Here is a 19577-nt window from a genome sequence, read left to right as displayed (position 1 = left end):
TTCGTCGGTCAGTGGTGGCCCTGGGCGATGGCCTTCTCGGTGGCCGCGTGCACCGTGGCCCCGGCCTCCGCGGTGAGGGAGGAGCGCGGCGGGCGGGTGGGACCTCCGTGGCGGCCTGCGATGTCCATGGAGAGCTTGATCGCCTGCACGAACTCGGTCCTGGAGTCCCAGCGCAACAGCGGGTGGAGCGAACGGTAGAGGGGCAGCGCCAACTCCAGGTCACCGGCGACGGCGGCATGATAGAGCGTGGCACACGTGGCGGGGAAGGCGTTCGGATATCCCGCGATCCAGCCCACTGCACCCGCGGTCGCCAGTTCCAGCACCACGTCGTCCGCCCCGACGAGGAGGTCGAGTTCCGGGGCGAGTTCGGCGATCTCGTACGCCCTGCGGACGTCACCGGTGAACTCCTTGACCGCGACCACGCTTCCCTCACGATGGAGCGCGGCGAGCAGGGCCGGGGTCAGGTCGACCTTGGTGTCGATGGGGTTGTTGTAGGCGACCACCGGCAGGCCCGCCTTGGCGACCTCGCCGTAGTGAGCGCTGACGGCGTGCTCGTCGGCGCGGTACGCGTTCGGCGGCAGCAGCAGCACACTGCCGCAGCCCGCCTCGGCCGCCTGCTCGGTCCAGCGGCGGGCCTCGGCGCTGCCGTAGGCGGCGACTCCGGGCATCACTCGCGCGCCGTCGCCCGCGGCCTCGACGGCGGTGCGCACCACGCGGGCACGCTCCTCGGTGGTGAGGGTCTGGTACTCGCCGAGGGACCCGTTGGGGACCACACCGTCGCACCCGTTGTCGATCAGCCAGCGGACGTGCTCGGCGTAGGCGTCGTAGTCGACGGAGAAGTCGTCGCGCAGCGGGAGCGCGGTGGCGACCATGATGCCGCGCCAGGGGCGTTCGGCGTTCCAGGTGGTGGTGATCACGTGGGTGACTCTCCCTCTATAGCGTGTGACATTCACTTGACCTGCATGGAGATGCTCTGTGCCGTCAGGCCCGCCGGGTGTCGGGCTTTCCGGCCGTACGGGGTTCACCGGCACGGCCGGAATCGGTATCGGATACGGCGGGCTCATCGAGCGAGCCGAGTGCCCCGAGCCGTACGGGCACGGCGAGTGGACGGCGCTCGACGGACGGCCGTACGGCGCCCTCGCCTCCGCCCGTCGCGAGGCAGTCGACGGCCGCCCCGCACATACGGCCCTGGCACCACCCCATGCCCGCCCGGGTGAGGAGCTTGACGGTACGGGCGTCACGGGCGCCGAAGTCGGTAACGGCTTCACGGATGCGGCCCGCGCTCACCTCCTCACAGCGGCACACGTCCGTGTCGTCGCGCAGCCAGCCGGTCCAGCCGGGGCCGGGCGCGTGTGCGGTGGCCATGGCGGAGGCGAAGGCGCGCATCCGGTCACGGCGGCGGCGCAGTACCCGGACGCGCCTGCCGCCGTCCAACAGGCGTGTCCCGCACAGCTGTGCGGCCACCGCGATGCCAGCCAACTCGCCCTCAGTGCAGGCGAGTTGCGAGCCGCCTACGCCGCCCGTCTCACCCGCGGCCCAGATGCCCGGCACCGAGGTCTCCTGCAGGTCGTCCAGGACGAGGGCGCGCGTGCCGTCGGGCGTGCGCCGGGTCGTGCAGCCGAGGCCCGTGGCCAGGTCGATCTGCGGGACCAGGCCATGCCCCACGGCCAGCGCGTCGCAGGCGATCGTGCGGCCGGTCCCCCGCACCGGACGCCAGTCGGCATCGACACGGGATACGGTCACGGCCTCCACCCGGTCGGTGCCGAGCACCTCAGTGACCGCGCTGCGGGTCCGCAACCGCACCCGGTGGCGCAGCAACGCCGCGCCGTGGACGGCTGCTTCCACCCACTTGTGCGGGCTCACGGCGAGGGCGCGCGGGTGGCGGGCGTAACCGAGATAGCCGGACGCCTCGACGACGGCGGGGATGCGCGTTCCGGCCCCGGCGAGCGAGGAGGCGACGGCGAGCAGCAGCGGCCCGCTGCCCGCGACGACCACGCGCTTGCCCGGCAGTACGAGCCCGGACTTGAGCATCGCCTGTGCGCCCCCGGCGGCCACGACCCCGGGCAGGGTCCAGCCGGGGAAGGGCAGTTGCCGCTCGGACGCGCCGGTCGCCAGCAGGATCGCGCGGGCCCGCACTCGGGCCGGGCGCTCCCCGTCGCCGTCGGCGCCGGTGACGGCGTGCACCACCCACAGCTCTCCGTCCTCCCGCGCCACGGTCCACACGTGGTGGGCGGACAGGTGGTCGACGCCGCTCGCCGCCAGACGACGGTGCAGCTCCGTGAACGCGGACCAGCCATGATGCAGGGCCTGCGGCCGCGCCGCCCCCAGGGTCGGCGCGGGATGCCGGTAGAACGCGCCGCCGACCTGCCCCGATGCGTCCAACAGGGCGACCGACAGGCCGAGTTCGGATGCTGCTACGGCGCCCGCGAGTCCGGCGCAGCCTGCGCCGATCACCGCGAGGTCGTACGGCTCAGACGCTGAGCCCGGCATGGCCGTGTCCCTTCTGGGTGGTGATCGCGTCGCCGGGACGAGCGGGGACGAGGCAGGCCCGTCTGTTGGGCTCTCCGTTGACGGTGGCGAGGCAGTCGTAGCACTGTCCGATGCCGCAGAACGCGCCGCGGGGACGACCGCCGCCGCGGGTGGTTCGCCAGGCGAGGACGCCCGCGCCCCACAGCGCGGCGGCGATGGACTGTCCGGGCAGGGCCGTGATCGTACGGCCGTCGAAGGTGACCTCGAACGGCGGGTCGGGCTGTGCGCCGACCAGTTCGGCAGGGGTGCGGGTCACCGCGGCCCTCCTCTCAGTGTGCGTACGGACAGGTTCATGTGGTCGCGAAGCGGCCGGGGTTGAACGGGTTCGCGTCGAACGGTGGTTCACCGCCCGTCAGCTGCCGGGCGATGAGCAGCCCGGTCGCCGGAGCCAGCCCGATCCCCGCGCCCTCGTGACCGCAGGCGTGCAGCAGTCCCGGTACCCGCGGGTCGCGGCCGATCGCGGGCAGATGGTCGGGCAGATACGGGCGGAACCCCGCGTACGTCCGCATCGCCCGCACCTGGGCCAGCACCGGGAACAGGGCGGTGGCCTGGGCGGCGAGACAGCGCAGCACCTCCGTCGACAGCGTGCGGTCGAAGCCGACCCGCTCACGGCTGGCGCCGATCAGCACCGGGCCGGACGGGGTGCCCTCGACCACGACGGACGTCTGGAGCGCCGCGGAACCGCTTGCCACATCGGCGACGTAGTCCGCCGCGTACACCTTGTGCCGCACCACGCGCGGCAGCGGTTCGGTGACCAGGACGAAGCCCCTTCGGGGGAGGACGGGCAGGCCCACTCCCGCGAGCCGGGCCAGTTCGCCACCCCAGGTGCCGGCCGCGTTCACCACGTGCCGGGCGGGTACGGCTCCGGTCGCCGTCCGCACCCCCGTCACCTCGCCGTGCGCGCCGGTGAGGATGCCGGTGACCTCCTCACCGAGGCGTACCCGCGCACCCGAGGCGCGCAGCAGATGCGCGGCGGCGAGGGCGGGCTGGACCTGGGCGTCCTGCGGATAGTGGAATCCGCCCGCCAGGCCGGGGGCGAGGTGCGGCTCCAGGTCGTTCAGGCGGTCGGCCGGGATCTCGTCCGCGGTGACGCCCGCCTTCTCCTGCCCGGCCGCGAACTCGCGCAGTGCGTCCATCCCCGCCCGGCCGGAGGCGACGACCAGGCCGCCCTTGACCTCGTACTCGATCTGCGGCGGGAGCAGTTCGGCCAGTTCCTGCCACAACTGTGCGGAGAGCAGCGCCAGTTCGAGTTCGGGGCCCGGCTCCTTGTCGGAGACCAGCAGATTCCCCTCTCCGGCACCCGTGGTACCGCCCGCGACGGGGCCACGGTCGAGCACGGTGACGGAGAGGCCGGAGCGGGCGGCGTAGTAAGCGCAGGCTGCGCCGACCACCCCTGCTCCGACAATGATGACGTCCGAGGATTCTTCCGTAGGCACGTCAGTAATATTTCACATTGCACACTCGCTGCCAAGGGGCTGGACGAATCGGCCTCCGGGCTCTCCGCGTATGGCATGTGCGACATTCGCCGGGACCCGATGGCCGGCAGCGTCCGCCCCGGAGCGGCCCCCACAGCAGGACACCGGCGCTGAATTCCGCTGCTCCGCTGGAGTCCGCTGAACTCCACTGGACTCGGCTGGACTCCGCTGAGCGAAAGATCCGGGCGAGACTACCGTCATGGATCTGCTGTCACTGCGATATTTCCGGGCCGTGGCCCGCCACCAGCACATCAGCCGGGCCGCGGAGGAACTCCGGGTCGCCCAGCCGTCGGTGAGCCGGACCATCATCCGGCTCGAGTCGGAACTTGGTAGTCCGCTGTTTGACCGCCAGGGTCGCCGGATACGGCTCAATGAGCACGGTGCGGCATTCCTGCGCCGGGTCGAGCGGGCGCTGGCCGAACTCGACGACGGCCGGAGGGAGATGGCTGATGCAGTCGTTTCCGGACCGGGCCGCGTCGCCGTCGCCGCTGAGACCCTGTTCCAACTGGCCGGTGTGCTGGCCGCCTTCCGAGCGCACCGACCCGGGGTGAGGGTGCACCTGTTCCAGGCACCGGTGGACTCGATGCGGCGTCATCTGCGCTCCGCCGAGGTGGACTTCGCGCTCGCCTCCCAACCGTTGGCCGGGCCTGAACTGTGCTCGGTGGAACTGGCGCGGGATGAGGTACTGCTCGCCGTGCCGTCCGGGCATCCGCTGGCCGGTCAGGTGCGCGTCACAGTGGCCGAGCTGGCCGACGAGGACTTCGTCAGCACGCGCACCGGCCACTGGCAGCGTGCTCTGCTGGAGAGGCTTTTCGCCCGCGAGGGGCTCATTCCACGGGTGGTCTGCGAGGGCGACGAAGCCGCCGCCACACCGGAGCTGATCGGCGCCGGGGTGGGTATCGGGCTGATGCCGGCCGTCGCCCGGCGGGCGCTCGCCGGGCGCGTCCCGGTGGCCTGGCTGCGGCTGGACGCCGCAGACTGTCATCGGGAGCTGACCCTGGTCTGGCGCCAGGACGCCTATCTCTCCCCCGCCGCCCTGGACTTCCGCCGGCTGGCCATGGAACGACTCATGCCCACTGAGTCATCAGCACATGGCGGCACAGGTCGTGGATGACATGAGCGGACGACACTAGCGTCAAGGGGGTACAGCGGGTTCCGACAAGGGAGGAAAGCGATGAGCCGGGAGCACGCCGCAGCGGAGAGCGGTTTCAGCAGTTATGTGGAGGCCGTCATCGACGCACTGTCCGCCGAGCCGTGGCGGGCGGCCATCACCACCGCCGAGGGGCTGGTGATCAGCGCGGCAGAGTTCCGGGACCAGGTCTACCGGCTCGCCGGGGAGCTGACGGAGCGCGGGGTGGGCCGGGGCACCACGGTCACCCTGCTCACCGGTAACACCGCCGAGGCAATCGTCGCCCGCTATGCCGCCAACCTGGCCGGCGCCCGGGTGGTCGGCCTCTACGAGGGCATGAGCCCGCCGATCATGGCCCGCATCATGGCGAGCGTGGATTGCTCCCTGCTGCTGGTGGACAGCCAACAGCACGTCACAGCGGGCGAGTTACTGCAGATCGCCGGCGTTCCCCAGGGACTCTCCCTGGGGCCGAGCAGCTTCGCCGAAGACGTACTGGCCAAGGCCGACCGGCGCCCGGCGCTGCCGATGGGCGGCCTGGTGGGCCCGGACGACGACTGGTGCATCCGGCACACCGGTGGAACCACCGGAATCCCCAAGGGCATCCGGATGACCCACGGCTCCTACCGGCAAACCCTGGACCACCGGCTTGCCGACGCAGGTGACCCACCCCGCTTTCTGGCCTGCACCACGCTCGCCCACCTCGCGGGAATTCTGGCCGACAAGACGCTCTATCAGGGCGGCAGTGTCGTTCTGCGGCACGGTTTCGAGCCCGGGGACGTGCTGGCCACGATCGAGCACGAGCACATCACCCACACCTGGCTGTTGCCGCCGCTGCTCTACCACCTGCTGGACCACCCGGACCTGGCCGGCACCGACCTTTCCAGCCTGGCCCGGATCACGTACGGCGGCACCGCCGCCTCACCGGCCAGACTGCGGCAGGCGGCCAGCACTCTGGGGCCTGTGCTCTACGGCATGTACGGACAGGCCGAGGCGCAGTACATCACCGAAGCGGGTCCCGGGGACCAGGAGTTGACCGGCCGCGGCGGGCAGCTGACGGTCGGCCGGGCCATGCCCGGCGTGGAGATCGCCATCCGGGACGAAGACGGCACCAGCCTGTCTCCAGGGGAGCCGGGTGAAGTGCAGGTGCGCTCGCCCTATGTGATGCACGGCTACTGGAAGCAGCCGGAGCTGACCGCCGAGGTGCTGCGGGACGGCTGGGTGCACACGGGTGACGTCGGATATCTCGACGAGGACGGCTACCTCTTCATCGTGGACCGCATCAAGGAGATGATCGTGGTCGTCGGGGGCCATGTGTATCCGGCGGAGCTGGAGGACCTGCTGCTGAGCCATCCCGCCGTCACCCAGTGCACGGTCTTCGGCAGCCGGGACGAGGAGTCGGTGGAGCATGTCCACGCCGCCGTGGTGCCCGCCGCCGGACAGCAGCCCTCGCTGGAGGAGATCCGGGACTTCGTGACCGCCCGCAAGGGGCGCCTCTACGCTCCCGACGCCCTGCACCTGGTGCCAGCCATTCCGCTGACGGCAGCGGGCAAGCCGGACAGGCGGCTGCTGCGGTCCGGGCTGTCCGCAACACCGGCGTAATTGGGGCCGGCCACGCCCTGAACCACCGAAGCCCCCTCCCGACTGCAGGAGGGGGCTTCGTGCTGTCGGCTCAGGCCAGAGGCGGCTCCACGGCAATACCGCGGTGCGGGAGGCGCCGATTACGAGGTGCCGATCACAAGCGCGACCCCCGGCCACACATCGGATGCCGGCGCTGCGCATGCTCACCCGACTCCGGTCGGTACTGAGCTGTCCATTGGCGCCGGGGGCTCCGCATGGGACTGTGCCGGGAAGGTTCCGTCCGACCCGTACGCGTGCCATGGCGCTCCCGATGCCACTTTGAAATCCGTGCAACCTGTGTGAACAGAGCCGGGTGCGCCTGTGTTCGACCAGTCCCACTGACGAGCCGTCTTCGATGGTGTGAGTAGCATCCACACCACACCCGTTCACACACAACCAAGAAGAGGCATTCATGACGAAGGCAAACGCAGCGACCGGTGTGAAGGCCGAGTACGCGCAGAAAGTCGCCGATGACCTCGCGGCGAATCAGGGTGAGCAGGACCGTGTTCGTGACGAACTGGCCCGACTTCAGGACGAGTTGGTTCAGTTGGAGGAGAGCGGACAGGTCCTCGTGAAGATGCAGGGCGTCCTCGGGACCTCCTCCAAGCCGACCGCCAAGTCCGCCAGGAAGACCGCGAAGGTGCCCGCGGCTCGCAACCCCAAGAGCGAAACGGCAGCCAAGAAGGCCCCGAAGGCAGGGCGCTCCACGAAGCCCGCGGCGCAGCCCTCGCCCCGCGGGAAGACCGGCGCCAAGAAGGCTGCCCCTGCGCAGCGTGCGAGCGGGCCGTCCTGGATCGAACTGATCGGCGCCTACCTCGCCGGCCAGAGCGAGCCGAAGTCGTCCACCGAAATCGCCGCCGGGGTAGCCGAGGCTCACCCCCAGCGAGGTGTGCAGGTGACCGTCGTGCGCAACACACTGGAGCAGGGCGTCGCACGTGGCGTCATCGAGCGCTCCAAGCAGGGCCGCTCCGTCTACTACCAGGCCACGCCCACCAATACCGAGGCCGCGGACGACAGCAAGGCAACCACCGCCTGACCGGTCGTTCCGGAATGCGGATGGGACGGTCACTCACCGGCGAGTCACTGGAGATCCGTCCGGGCTCGCCGGAGTGAGCAGACCGGCGATCACCCGGGTCGTGCTTGCTGACACCCGGGCTCCCGGACCGACACCGGTCCATGGGCAAGGACGTGGCGCAGGACCTTCACGGGCGGACGGCCGTCCCCGTGCTCGACGCGCAGGGTCGGCCCGTCCCGTCCGCTCAGCAGTCTCCGCTCCGCCACCCCCCATCTCTTCGGCGGCGTCAGGACTCAGGAGATTCCTTACGCGAGAACCTCCAGGCACACCCCCCTGACAGCGCCGCCATGCACCTGGCCATCCGGCTATCCGGCCGGATAGCTCAGTAGCGGTAGTGGTCCGGCTTGTACGGGCCCGAGACCTCGACACCGATGTAGGCGGCCTGCTCAGGACGGAGTGTCGTGAGCTTGACGCCGAGGGCGTCGAGGTGGAGACGGGCGACCTTCTCGTCCAGGTGCTTGGGCAGCACGTACACGTCGGTCGGGTACTCGGCGGGCTTGGTGAACAGCTCGATCTGGGCCAGCGTCTGGTCCGCGAACGAGTTCGACATCACGAACGACGGGTGACCCGTCGCGTTGCCCAGGTTCAGCAGACGCCCCTCGGACAGGACGATCAGGACCTTGCCCTCGGCGAACGTCCAGGTGTGGACCTGCGGCTTGACCTCGTCCCGCACGATCCCGGGGATCCGGGCCAGGCCGGCCATGTCGATCTCGTTGTCGAAGTGACCGATGTTCCCCACGATGGCCTGGTGCTTCATCTTGGCCATGTCGGCGGCCATGATGATGTCCTTGTTGCCCGTAGTGGTCACGAAGATGTCCGCAATCGACACGACGTCGTCCAGGGTCGAGACCTGGAAACCGTCCATCGCCGCCTGCAGCGCACAGATCGGGTCGATCTCGGTGATGATCACGCGAGCGCCCTGACCGCGCAGCGACTCCGCACAGCCCTTGCCCACATCGCCGTAACCACAGACGACCGCGACCTTGCCACCGATCAGGACGTCAGTGGCACGGTTGATGCCGTCGATCAGCGAGTGACGGCAGCCGTACTTGTTGTCGAACTTCGACTTGGTGACAGCGTCATTGACGTTGATCGCCGGGAACAGAAGGGTGCCGTCACGGTGCATCTCATACAGACGGTGCACACCGGTCGTCGTCTCCTCCGTCACACCACGGATCTCCGAAGCGATCCTCGTCCAGTCCAGCGTGCCACGCTCCAACAGGGATCGAACGACGGCCATTTCGTCATTGGTGGCCTCGGGAAGTTCACCCGTCTTCTGGTACTCGACACCCTTGTGGACCAGAAGGGTGGCGTCACCGCCGTCGTCGAGGATCATGTTCGGGCCACCGGTCGGCGAGTCCGGCCAGGTCAGCGCCTGCTCCGTGCACCACCAGTACTCCTCCAGGCTCTCCCCCTTCCACGCGAACACGGGGATCCCGGCAGCGGCGATCGCGGCCGCCGCATGATCCTGGGTGGAGAAGATGTTGCAGGAGACCCAGCGCACCTCAGCGCCCAGAGCGACCAGCGTCTCGATCAGCACAGCCGTCTGCACCGTCATATGCAACGAGCCGGTGATCCGCGCACCCGCGAGCGGCCGGGCCTTCGCGTACTCCCTGCGGATCGACATCAGACCCGGCATCTCGTGCTCAGCAAGCCTGATCTCCTTACGGCCGAACGCGGCCAGCGACAGATCAGCAACCTTGAAATCGGTGAACTCAGCTGACATGAAGACTCCTTGAGCCAATGACATTGCGGTGGATGTCCAGGGCCGCAGTGGACCTGTTGAGCGTGATGTAGTGCAGACCGGGGGCGCCTTCGGCGAGCAGCCGGTCCGCCATGGCGGTGGCGTGGTCGACCCCGATCCGGTACGCGTCACCGGGCCGCTCGCGCGCGGCTTCGAGGCGGTGGGCGAGGTCCTCGGGGAAGGCGGCGCCCGAGAGTTCGGCGAAGCGGCGGATCTGGCGTACGTCGGTGGCCGGCATGATCTCCGGGATCACAGGTGTCGCGCAGCCCGCGGCTGCGATCCGGTCACGCAGCCGCAGATAGTCGTCTACGTCGAAGAACATCTGGGTGATGGCGTAGTCCGCCCCGGCCCGGCACTTGGCCACGAAGTGACGGATGTCGCTGTCCCAGTCGGGCGAGCGCGGATGCCGCTCCGGAAAGGCGGCAACGCCGATGGTGAACTCCCCCAGGGAACACAACAGTTCGACCAGTTGATACGCGTGCGTGAAGCCGGCCGGGTGCGGCTCCCATGGACCCTGGGGGTCGCCGGGCGGGTCGCCGCGCAGCACGAGTACGTCGCGCACTCCGGCGTCGGCGTACTGGCCGATGATGTGCCGCAGTTCGGCCACCGAGTGCCCGATGGCGGTCAGGTGCGCAACGGGGCGCAGCGTCGTCTCGGCCGCGATCCGCTTGGTCACGGCGACAGTACGGCCCCGGGAGGAACCACCCGCGCCGTAGGTGACGGAGACGAAGTCCGGGCCGAGCGCCTCGACGCGTCGGATCGCCTCCCAGAGCGTCGTCTCGCCGGCAGGTGTCTTCGGCGGGAAGAACTCGAACGAGAAGGTCGTCATCGACGGCCGCCTGCGTCGGGGTATGTGGCCTCGGGGTGGTGGACGACGATCGGCTGAAGCCGGAACGCACCGGCGTACACCGCGTCTGTCCGTCGGCGCCGGGCCACGGTCATGGCACACGCGCAAGCTGTGGCTCAAGAGCACGAGCCGCGTCAGGTCCGTACGTCTGGTCGATACGGATGATCAGATCCGACGGGGTCAGCTTGTACTCCTGGGTGCCGACCGACTCAAGCACGGTGGTGGCCAGTGCGCAGCCGAGCCGTGCGGCCTGCTCCTGCGGCCATTGCCATGCCGTGCCGGCGAGGAATCCGGACCGGAAGGCGTCTCCCGCCCCTGTGGGGTCGGCGATCTTGTCCGTGAGTACGGCCGGGATCCGCAGTGTGGGGGCACCTGACGTGGCCAGTGATACTCCTGCCTCGCCCAGTGTGGTGATCCAGGTACCGACCCGGCCGAGAAGGTGTTGCTCGGTCCATCCGGTGCGTTCGAGTAGCAGGGCGGCCTCGTACTCGTTGGTGAACAACCACCGTGACTGGTCGACGAGTTGACGAGCCTGGTCCCGGTCGAGGCGGGCGAGCTGCTGCGAGGGGTCGGCTGCGAGGGGGATGCCGAGGCGGTGGGCGGTGGCGGTGTGCCGCAGCATGGCGGCGGGGTCGTCGGCGCCGACCAGGACGAGTGCGGGCCTGCCGACGCGTTCGGCGATCGCGGCCAGGTCGATCCGGGGTGCCTCGGCCATGGCGCCGGCGTAGAAGGTGGCGATCTGGTTCTGATCCTCGTCGGTGGTGCACACGAAGCGCGCGGTGTGCAGATGGTCGCTCACCTGGACCGCGGTGGTGTCGACGCCGTTCGCCCGCAGCCAGGCGCCGTACTCGGCGAAGTCGACTCCTGCGGCGCCTACCAGGATCGGGTCAAGGCCGAACTTGCCGAGCCCGAAGGCGATGTTCGCGGCGACGCCGCCTCTGCGTACCTCCAGCCGGTCGGCGAGGAACGACAGGGAAACCCGCTCCAGCTGTTCTTTGATCAGCTGCTCGGCGAAGCGTCCGGGGAACACCATCAGATGGTCGGTAGCTATCGAACCGGTCACGGCGATACGCACGGAAGGCACTCCTTGGACCTGATGAGGCCGGGGTGGGGGGATGGAAGGACTCGGGTGGCAGCGCCACACGGGGAGGCGGTGCGCGGTCCGGGGGAAACCGCGCACCGCCGGCTGTCGCGCCGGGGCTTGCCCTGGCCCGCTGTCGCCTGGGCTTGTCCTGGCGCTCTGTCGTCAGCCCGCTGCCACTGCGTTGCGCAGGGCGTCGGCGCGGTCGGTGCGCTCCCAGGTGAAGTCCGCCAGCTCGCGCCCGAAGTGGCCGTAGGCGGCGGTCTGGGCGTAGATCGGGCGGAGCAGGTCGAGGTCGCGGATGATCGCCGCGGGGCGCAGGTCGAAGACCTCGGTGATGGCGTGCTCGATCTTTCCGACGGCGACCGTGTTGGTGCCGAAGGTCTCGACGAACAGGCCGACCGGTTCGGCCTTGCCGATGGCGTACGCGACCTGCACCTCACAGCGCTCCGCCAGACCGGCCGCGACGACGTTCTTGGCGACCCAGCGCATCGCGTACGCGGCCGAACGGTCCACCTTGGACGGGTCCTTGCCGGAGAAGGCTCCGCCGCCGTGCCGGGCATAGCCGCCGTAGGTGTCGATGATGATCTTGCGGCCGGTGAGGCCGGCGTCGCCCATCGGGCCGCCGATCTCGAAGCGGCCCGTGGGGTTGACCAGGAGGCGGTAGTCGCCCGTGTCCAACTTGATGCCGTCGTCGGCGAGTTGCGCGAGGACGTGTTCGACGACGTGCACCCGGATGTCGGGGGTGAGAAGGCTGTCCAGGTCGATGTCGCTCGCGTGCTGCGAGGAGACGACGACGGTGTCCAGGCGGACCGGACGGCTGCCCAGGTACTCGATGGTGACCTGGGTCTTGCCGTCGGGGCGAAGGTAGGGGACGGTTCCGTCCTTCCGGACTTCCGTCAGACGGCGTGAGAGGCGGTGGGCCAGCTCGATCGGCAGCGGCATCAGGGTGGGGGTCTCGGTGGCCGCATAACCGAACATCAGGCCCTGGTCGCCCGCTCCCTGCTGGTTGAGCCCGTCGCTCTCTCCAACGTCGGCGGCGTCCTTGAGCCTGGATTCGTACGCCGTGTCGACGCCCTGGGCGATGTCCGGGGACTGCGCTCCGATCGACACCGACACACCGCAGGAGGCGCCGTCGAAGCCCTTGGCCGAGGAGTCGTAGCCGATGTCGAGGATCTTCTCCCGCACCAGTGTGGGGATGTCGACGTAGGCGGAGGTCGTCGCCTCGCCCGCGATGTGGACCTGACCGGTAGTGATCAGGGTTTCGATCGCGACGCGCGACGTGGGGTCGTGACGCAGCAGTGCGTCGAGGATGGTGTCACTGATCTGGTCGGCGATCTTGTCGGGATGTCCCTCGGTCACTGATTCCGAGGTGAACAGGGAGCGGGACATGACACTCCAGGGCAGTGGTGGGCGGACAGATGGTGTGGGGCCGGCACGCTGTGAGCGGGTGGGCGGTTGCGCGGTGGGCGCGGCCCGCGACCCCTGGTGGCGGAACTGGGTTCTCGCCTTCCCATTGCCACCAGGGGTTTCGCGGTCTTCTGACGCCGGGTCGGTCTTTGCGGACCCGCGGTGTTCTGCCGCGTATCGCATCCGCCTCGTCGCCGGAGGGCCTCGGGGCAGACCGCTCCGGGCGGGATCAGCGGGTCGCACCCCTTGCTACTGCACTACTGATACTGCGGCTGTTACTGAGCCGGTCCTGTCTTGCGGAAGACCCAGTAGTCGGCTCCCTCTTCTGCGATGTAGTTGGCGTTCTTCAGCTTGAATTCGAGAGATGCCTGCTCAGTGACCTCCCGCGATATGGAGAAGTCCTCAAAGCCTGTTTCAGTGGCGTAGCTGCCGCGGGTGGACACCAGGATCAGCGCATGGGGCCGAGCGTATTCGATGAGCGTGAGCAGCGCCGTCGGGCGCACATGGCCAAGCGTGAACACGCCGCTGCTGACGACGATGTCGTACTGGTCCAGACGCTCATCGCGCACGGGCGTCGCGAGGTCCACGCCGCCGTAGACCTTCCGGTACGCATTGGTCTTGATGGCCTCGGCAGCCATGTTCTCCGACAGGTCGACTCCGTCGATCACGTACTTTCCCAGCGTGGTCAGGAAACTGCCGACGAGGCCGGTGCCGCAGCCGGCGTCGAGAATGGTTGTTCCCGGCGCCCCGTAGGCGGAGGCGAGCAGGTGAACGAAGTTGGCCGCGACCCGCGGCGCCACCCACTTCTGATCCGCCAGGTCCACGTCGTACCGCGTCGCCCAGTCCTCGTAGTAGTTCTTCAGCCCGGAGGCGTTGTCGAAGAACACGTGAGACTGCTTGATGTTGGTGAAGGAATTGCTCATGGAATTGACTCCCTGTCGGGTCAAGCCAACGATCATGACCGTTCTTATCTTGTCCCGCTATGTCACCGCGGGCACATCTGACGCGTCCGATCTTTCCGTGCCGCTGCCCTCGTCGCCCTGGCCGCCGTTGCCGCTCGACCGTGAATTCTTCACGTCGAACACCATGTAGACGGCTATCCCGGTGAGGACGAACAGGGCGCCGCCGACCTCCGTCCAAGTGGGCATCCGCTGCTCCATCGGCAGACTCAGGATCGCGCCGAAAATCGTCTCCGTGGCGAGCAGCGGTCCGACCAGTGGCACCGGTATGCCCTGCGCCGCCTTCACCCAGATGTATGTCCCCCACCAGGATCCGATGACACCCAGGAATACGCACCACGCGATGATCTTGAAGAGCGGGTACGGATCGAAAGTCTCAGCCGGCGTGGAGGCAATGGCGAAGGGCAGCAGCACCATAGAAGCGCCGCCTGCTCCCATCGCCACCAGGGCGGCCCAGATCGTGGGGTCCGGCTTCGTTTCCCAGGTCCGCTGGGACTGGGCGTTGCGGACCACGAAGTACGACCAGGTCAGCATGGCCATAATGGCCAGCCCTATCCCGAAGATTGAGTCGTTCGCACCACCCGAGTGCTTGCCCTGAATGAGATCCGAGACGCTGAGCAGGGTGAGACCGACGAGAATCAGGATGACCGGCGCGACGAGCTCGCGCCACGACATGCGCTTTTCTGCGAAGTTACCGGCCACCGCGATCGTGATCGGCGACGATCCCACGACGACTGCGGTGATGAAGCCGCCGCTCGTCGTTGCGGAGTACGAGACGCAGATATAGAAGACGAAGTACCCCACGAAGCCTATGTAGAGGCCGAAGAGGGTCCTCCGGATCGGCATCAGTCTGAGTTGTCTCCAGTTTCTGCACAGGACGTAGAGGCCGCACAGGCCGAACAAGGAGTACCGGCCGGTGACCAGGAGCAGTTCACTCGCGGGCTTGACGGCGGCCGGGGCGACAAAGGCGAAGGCCCAGAGCAGGGCAGCCGTGAGCGCGGCGGCGACGTTTTTCCGAGTACTTCCCATTACAGAGTCGGTTCTGGTGTGTGAATCCGACCGGTATCAAAGCCGTTCTGCATAAGCCAATCCGGGTTGTAGATCTTTGAGATGTACTTGTTTCCACTGTCCGGCAGGACCGTGACGATCGTTGCGGGCTTCGTCAGCGACCGGGCAACTTGCACAGCGCCCCACACATTCGCTCCCGAGGTGCCGCCACAGATCAGACCCTCGCGTACCGCCAAGTGCCGGCACGTGGCGAAGGCATCGGCGTCGGTGAACTGAATCACGTCGTCGACGACCGAAAAGTCCATGCATTTGGCCAGATGGTCCTCGCCCGCGCCCTCGACGAAGTACGGCGCGATCTGCGAAGGATCAACGACCCCCTCATGGAAGTAGCGGTGGTAGATGGAACCGGCCGGATCGAGGAGGACGGACCGCACGGCCGGGTTCTTCTGCTTCAGGAACCGCGAAGTTCCGGAGATTGTGCCGCCTGTACTCCCTGATGCGACGAATGCCGTCACCGACTGTCCGAGTGCCTCCCAGATCTCCGGGCCCGTCGAACGGAAATGCGCCTCCGCGTTGAGGGGGTTGTCGTACTGATTCAGCATGAACGAGCCCGGCATCTCGGCGTGGATACGCCTCGCGCATGTGACGTAGTGCTTGGCCGAATCCGGCGAGGCCGATGTGGGGCAGACGATCACCTCGGCCCCCATGGCCCGCAGCGCGTCCTGCTTTTCCTTGCTGACCTTGTCCGGCATGGTCAGGACCGCACGGTAGCCGCGCGTTGCCGCCATCATCGCGATCGCTGCACCGGTGTTGCCGGAGGTGTTCTCCACGATTGTTGCGCCCGGCTTCAGCAGACCGCGGCGCTCGGCATCATCGATGATGTACCGGACGATCCGGTCCTTGATGCTGCCCCCCGGGTTCACGAATTCGACTTTGGCGAATATCCGCACATCGGCCGGAACGTCAAAGGTGTTCAGTTCGACGAGGGGTGTCTTGCCAATGAACGACTGGATATTCATGCCGACTCCTTAGTACTGCGGGAGGATTTCAGCCAGGCGTGCGGACGACACGAAGGGGTGCGAACAGGATGTTGGTGCGGACAGGAAGGGGTACTAACAGGACCGGGTGCGGACAGTCCGTACCTGGTCCTGGCAGAGACCGGTGAGAATTCGGCAGTGCGGTGCGCCGGGCCGTACCCGGCCAGGACGCACGAGTACTTCATCGCTGTCCGCGCGTCAGGACCGCGCCGGCGGTAGCCGAAAGGCCGGCCTCACCGTGTCTCTGCCAACGCACCGAAGATACGGTGAAGCAGTGTCAGAGAGCCGAGTCAGGAATCTTGACGGAGTCAAGAATCGCGACCGTGTGACCGACCTTTTCACCCTTCTCCACCAGGGCCAGGGCGTCCACCGCCGATATCTCGTACGGTGACAGTTCCTTCTCCATCTGGAGAGCCTGCGCACCGGCTGCCGCGGCGGACATACCCGTGAAGGCGTCACGCAGGACGTCCACCGGGTAGAAGTGGAACGGGCCCATCCCTTCCTTTTCCCACTGGGCATAGCCGCCGACCACCTCGTGCGGCTCGGACTGGATCTTCCACGTATAGGTCAGGATGCTGCCGTTGTAGCCGGCGGCTCCGGACAGGGACAGAATCTCGGACAACGGAACCCGCGCACCGATCGACGACAGCACCCGGCCACCGACCCGAAGGACCGGATGCGCCTGCTGCAGGGCCAGGTAGTGCAGCGTGACGAGATTCTTCTCGGCGAAGCCGGCGATCTCCTCGACTCGCTCCGCGATGAAGGTCGAACTGGTCTGGCCATCGGCTAGATCGGCGCTCCCCGCCATCGGGATATTGGGGAGGTTCTCGTAGATCACGTCGACCTGCGACACCTTGCCGGCCAGCGGGGAGAGGATGTCCCCGGCTCCTCCGATCAGTTCGACATCCTGATGCAGGAGGTTGCTCTGAATGTTTTCCCGGGCATGAGCGAGAACATCTTCGTGAAGGTCGGTGAAACCAACAGTGCGCGCTTGTAAAATCTCCACAGCCGCCAGGGCGTCCAGCCCCGCACCCGTCCCGATCGTGCAGAACCGCGGAGCCATGACGCCCATCTGTGCAAGCGTCTTGAACGCCGGCACAGCAACACTCGCGACCCAGTCGGCGCGTGGCTCATCGGCCTTCGGAAGGTACGAGTGGTCCGATAGCTTCAGCCCGATGGATGACTTGATCCGCTCCGGCTCTCCGACCTGGAAAAACTCGCTTGGCGACACTACCAGTTCGGCATAGTCGATGTGTGTACCCATCCCGGCCTCCTTCGACGTGACGACAGCGCTGCTTCTACGAGAACTTCCGGCCTCCCCGGGCCGACGAACAGCCGAAGGGCACAAGGCGTCCTGCACCGAAGGAACCAGCAGCAACTGGATTGGGCCCTTCACGAGGTACGGCGTCCTGCGGTGGAAGTGACTTCACTATCGTCAACTCCCGCAAAGCTGTACAGGGTTGCCTTGTTGCCTCTCGCGAGGCAACAGCAACAGGGCTGCACAGGACCCTGAAGCCCGGCGCTGTTGCCGGAGCCCTTCCATCCGGGTGTGTTCGCTGGTCACGCGGCCGTGTCGAGCGGACGGTCAAAGGCCGGCAACACACCTCGCGCAGGTTGGCGGCGATGACTGCCGAGGCTCCGCCGGAGGTGACCACGCCGCGGTCCGGAAGGGCCGCGTCCGGCGTCCGGTGCCGCGGAGAGCTGCTCGCGCCGCGGCCATCGGCAGGACCGAGCAGTCACTCAGGAACCGGGACGTCGACGCTCTTCACATCGCCATGAAGTGGACGACCTCCGCCCCTGCCGGGCCGTCACCTACCAGGCATATCGGCAGGCTGCAACTTGAAGAGCCTTTCCAGCCACCCCGGAAGGGAGCCGTTGACACCGGGAAAATCAACTCCGTAGCATGTAACTATACCGGTTGGTATAGCTCACCGATCCACTCACGCGAAGGAGACGCACGCGTGTCGCTTCATCTGTCCGGCCAAGCGACTCCAGGGGCCCTGAACCTCCCCGGACTGCCCGTTGTTGATCCACCGCGACGGCAGCAGGAAGGCGAACGGTGCGCGAGAACTGATGCGTCGTTCCGCGCAGGAGGAGAAGGACTGTGAAACCCGTTTGCATCCGCGAGGATGCCGAGCTGCAACGTGAACACCTCTCGGCCGTCGGCCGGTCCCTGTACCGGAGCGGCTGGATGCCAGGAACGTTCGGCAGCGTCTCGGTTCGATCGGGTGAAGCGGTCATGATCACCGCCGACGGCCTGAGCAAGAGAGAGATGACCCATCAGGACGCGGTGATGGTCGACCCGTTCAAAGGGCTGCCGTTGCTCGGGGAAACCGAATGGCCCCCCGCCGAAACTCCAGTACACCTCGCGCTCTACCGGCGGTTGCCCGGCTGCGGAGCAGTGATCCACGCACACGCACCGTGGTCCACCGCCCTCGCCACCCGGACCCGCGACACGGGTGGCACCGGCCAAGTGGTCTTTGAGGAAATGGAAATGGCGAAGAGCCTCGGCGTGCCGGATCCCCGCCTGGTCGTACTGCCGGTCGTCCCGAACAACCTCGATGCGTCCCTCATCGCCGACGACGTGACGGCCTTCCTCGACGAACCGACCGCCGATACCCCGCCGGCTCTGCTCATCGACCGGAACGGCATATTTTCCTTCGGCCGTGACATCGACGAGGCACGCAACAGGCTGGAGTGTGTTGAGGAACTCAGCCACTTGCTCATGCTCACAGGCGCCGACGAGCCGGGTATGGCCAAGGTGAACGCCCGGTGACGCTACTGCAGATCATGCCGGAGGACGCACCACAGACCGTCACGGTACAGAGCGACGACCTGGACGTCATCCGCAAGGAACTGCTCAGGATCGGTGTGCGCTTCGCGCGGTGGCACGCCGCCCGCCGGCTCCCGGCCGATGCCGACGACTCCACCATCATGAACGCCTACCGAAGCCACATCGACCATGTCAGCGCCGAGGGCAGCCACCGGGTCGTCGACATCGCACGTATGACCCCCGCGTCGGCCGATCCGGACCAGCCCCAGCACCAGGAACACGTCCACGAAGAGGACCTGGTGCGCTTCGTCGTAGCGGGAGCCGGCTGCTTCTATCTCCATGTCGCGAGCCAGGTGCACGCGATTCTGTGCACAGCCGGGGATCTGCTGTGCATACCCAGCCGGACGATGCACTGGTTCGACGCAGGGACGCGACCGAACTACACCGCGATCCGCTTCTTCCAGGAAGACAACGGCTGCGCCGCCCGGTTCCTGCCGGACAGCATCGCTGCCCGATTCCCGGCCTTCGACGATCTGACGGCGACGCCATGAGCGACACCGCAGTCGCCCTCCGGGCCGGCCGATGTCGGAGTTTCACCCGCACGTAGAAGCATGAGCAGGCACGAAGATGCACGCGGAAGCACGAAGTTCCGTCCCGGCATCTCCGCCGGTGGATCACCGAGTCTGCAGCCCCCGCCGCCTGCACCGAGTGGGTCGGGAGCCCGAACAGCCATCTGAAGTACGCACGACATCCCACCAACTCCGGTCTGGAGCTGGCTGCTCTAGACGATCTGTACGATTCTGGGGGCTTGAAGTGGTACGGGAACCAGCGCAGGGCTCAGCATCAACCCAGCCTTCCCATACGGATGCCGGCTACCCGCCAGGTGCCGGCGT

The 19577-nt window shown here is 67.7% G+C and carries 17 protein-coding genes; 5 read left to right on the top strand and 12 right to left on the bottom strand.

What is annotated here, in order from left to right; all coding sequences use genetic code 11:
* Positions 1–8: 8 nt before the first annotated feature.
* The 4 genes from OG210_RS31950 to OG210_RS31935 all read right to left on the bottom strand — a co-directional run bounded on the left by OG210_RS31950 (position 9) and on the right by OG210_RS31935 (position 3965).
* Positions 9–917, bottom strand: a complete 909-nt coding sequence (locus OG210_RS31950) for a dihydrodipicolinate synthase family protein (RefSeq protein ID WP_371540009.1) — start codon at positions 915–917, stop codon at positions 9–11.
* 64 nt (positions 918–981) lie between these two features.
* Positions 982–2490, bottom strand: a complete 1509-nt coding sequence (locus OG210_RS31945; protein WP_371540006.1) for an NAD(P)/FAD-dependent oxidoreductase — start codon at positions 2488–2490, stop codon at positions 982–984.
* The gene (locus tag OG210_RS31940) at positions 2471–2785 is read right to left on the bottom strand and encodes a (2Fe-2S)-binding protein (RefSeq protein WP_328323195.1); all 315 of its coding nucleotides are present in this window, start codon (positions 2783–2785) and stop codon (positions 2471–2473) included. The genes OG210_RS31945 and OG210_RS31940 overlap by 20 nt, the downstream gene beginning before the upstream one ends.
* A 34-nt stretch (positions 2786–2819) precedes the next feature.
* Entirely contained in the window at positions 2820–3965 is a 1146-nt protein-coding gene (locus OG210_RS31935) for an NAD(P)/FAD-dependent oxidoreductase (protein WP_371540004.1), read from the bottom strand.
* A gap of 238 nt (positions 3966–4203) precedes the next feature.
* Between OG210_RS31935 and OG210_RS31930 the strand changes: the two genes are divergently transcribed.
* The 3 genes from OG210_RS31930 (at position 4204) to OG210_RS31920 (ending at position 7786) form a co-directional block, all read left to right on the top strand.
* Positions 4204–5118, top strand: a complete 915-nt coding sequence (locus tag OG210_RS31930) for a LysR family transcriptional regulator (RefSeq protein ID WP_328323199.1) — start codon at positions 4204–4206, stop codon at positions 5116–5118.
* A gap of 60 nt (positions 5119–5178) precedes the next feature.
* Positions 5179–6732 carry an AMP-binding protein gene (locus tag OG210_RS31925; protein WP_371540000.1) on the top strand — a complete coding sequence of 518 codons (1554 nt, stop codon included), beginning with the start codon at positions 5179–5181 and terminating at the stop codon, positions 6730–6732.
* Positions 6733–7162: 430 nt separating this feature from the next.
* Positions 7163–7786, top strand: a complete 624-nt coding sequence (locus tag OG210_RS31920) for a hypothetical protein (RefSeq protein ID WP_328323203.1) — start codon at positions 7163–7165, stop codon at positions 7784–7786.
* 361 nt (positions 7787–8147) lie between these two features.
* On the opposite strand, the gene ahcY is transcribed toward OG210_RS31920, so the two are convergent.
* From ahcY to OG210_RS31880, 8 genes are all read right to left on the bottom strand, one after another.
* Positions 8148–9551 (bottom strand): adenosylhomocysteinase, encoded by a 1404-nt coding sequence (ahcY, locus tag OG210_RS31915; RefSeq protein ID WP_371539998.1) that lies wholly within the window; start codon positions 9549–9551, stop codon positions 8148–8150.
* Positions 9541–10398, bottom strand: coding sequence for a methylenetetrahydrofolate reductase [NAD(P)H] (gene metF / locus OG210_RS31910; RefSeq protein ID WP_328323207.1), 858 nt, complete (start codon positions 10396–10398; stop codon positions 9541–9543). The genes ahcY and metF overlap by 11 nt, the downstream gene beginning before the upstream one ends.
* A gap of 109 nt (positions 10399–10507) precedes the next feature.
* Positions 10508–11491 (bottom strand): carbohydrate kinase family protein, encoded by a 984-nt coding sequence (locus OG210_RS31905; protein WP_371539995.1) that lies wholly within the window; start codon positions 11489–11491, stop codon positions 10508–10510.
* Positions 11492–11662: 171 nt separating this feature from the next.
* Positions 11663–12889: a methionine adenosyltransferase gene (gene metK / locus OG210_RS31900; protein ID WP_328323211.1), complete on the bottom strand. Its 1227-nt coding sequence runs from the start codon at positions 12887–12889 to the stop codon at positions 11663–11665.
* Between the two features lie 293 nt (positions 12890–13182).
* A complete protein-coding gene (locus OG210_RS31895) occupies positions 13183–13830 on the bottom strand; it encodes a class I SAM-dependent methyltransferase (protein WP_328323213.1) in 648 nt (215 codons plus the stop codon).
* 57 nt (positions 13831–13887) lie between these two features.
* Positions 13888–14895, bottom strand: coding sequence for a DMT family transporter (locus OG210_RS31890; RefSeq protein ID WP_328323215.1), 1008 nt, complete (start codon positions 14893–14895; stop codon positions 13888–13890).
* Complete coding sequence (locus OG210_RS31885) at positions 14895–15893, bottom strand: PLP-dependent cysteine synthase family protein (protein WP_371539992.1); 999 nt, start codon at positions 15891–15893, stop codon at positions 14895–14897. Before OG210_RS31885 ends, OG210_RS31890 begins: the two co-directional genes overlap by 1 nt.
* 295 nt (positions 15894–16188) lie before the next feature.
* Positions 16189–17175: a class I SAM-dependent methyltransferase gene (locus OG210_RS31880; RefSeq protein ID WP_371539990.1), complete on the bottom strand. Its 987-nt coding sequence runs from the start codon at positions 17173–17175 to the stop codon at positions 16189–16191.
* Between the two features lie 840 nt (positions 17176–18015).
* On the opposite strand from OG210_RS31880, the gene OG210_RS31875 reads away from it, so the two are divergent.
* On the top strand, positions 18016–18687 hold the full coding sequence (locus OG210_RS31875) for a class II aldolase/adducin family protein (RefSeq protein ID WP_371539987.1): 672 nt from the start codon (positions 18016–18018) through the stop codon (positions 18685–18687).
* Entirely contained in the window at positions 18684–19235 is a 552-nt protein-coding gene (locus OG210_RS31870; RefSeq protein WP_328323223.1) for a cupin, read from the top strand. The genes OG210_RS31875 and OG210_RS31870 overlap by 4 nt, the downstream gene beginning before the upstream one ends.
* Positions 19236–19577 lie beyond the last annotated feature (342 nt).

Source organism: Streptomyces sp. NBC_00466 (genome assembly GCF_041433995.1).
Classification (GTDB): domain Bacteria; phylum Actinomycetota; class Actinomycetes; order Streptomycetales; family Streptomycetaceae; genus Streptomyces.
The sequence above is the reverse complement of the archived record's forward strand: the minus strand, read 5'-3'. Positions and strand labels throughout refer to the sequence as shown.